At 61.8% G+C, this 570-nt stretch carries 1 protein-coding gene; it reads left to right on the top strand.

The annotated features are described in order from the left end of the window. Positions 1-66 precede the first annotated feature (66 nt). A partial coding sequence (locus NKH89_RS35715) for an IS5 family transposase (RefSeq protein ID WP_352912071.1) occupies positions 67-570 on the top strand: 504 nt, incomplete at its 3' end.

Below are 570 nucleotides of genomic sequence, written 5' to 3'. Positions count from 1 at the left end.
AGAGGCCGTTTTGAAAATCGGCTTACTGGGGTTTCGTCTGAGGCTGGGTTATGATTCAAGCTGTGGATGTGGACAAAGCGAAGCCGTGGCCGGATGGCCCAGATCGCCAAGAAGACCAAGCGCTACCCGTCTGATTTGACGGATGAGGAGTGGGAGCAGTTCGCGCCGCTGATGCCCAAGCCTGGGCGGCGTGGCCGTCCGCGCGAGGTTGATTTTCGCGAGGTGATCAATGCGGTGCGCTACCTGGTCCGTTCGGGTTACGGCTGGCGGATGCTGCCGATCCACTTTGGACCCTGGCAGACGGTCTATGGCTGGTTTCGAGAGCTGGCGCGGCGATTTTTGTTCCAGACCATCCACGACGTGGCGCTGATGCTGGATCGTGAGCGGGCCGGGCGCGAGGCGAGCCCGTCGGCGGCGGTGATCGACAGCCAGTCGGTCAAGGCTCCGCAAGCTGGAACAAGGGGTTACGACGCCGGCAAGAAGATCGTCGGACGCAAGCGCCATATCGCAGTCGATACGGATGGGCGGCTGTTGATGGTCAACTTGACGCCGGCCGATATCTCCGACAGC

It is taken from the genome of Mesorhizobium sp. M0923 (assembly GCF_040319365.1).
Lineage (GTDB): Bacteria > Pseudomonadota > Alphaproteobacteria > Rhizobiales > Rhizobiaceae > Mesorhizobium.
Note: the sequence above shows the minus strand (reverse complement) of the source record. Positions and strands in the feature narration are given on the sequence as shown.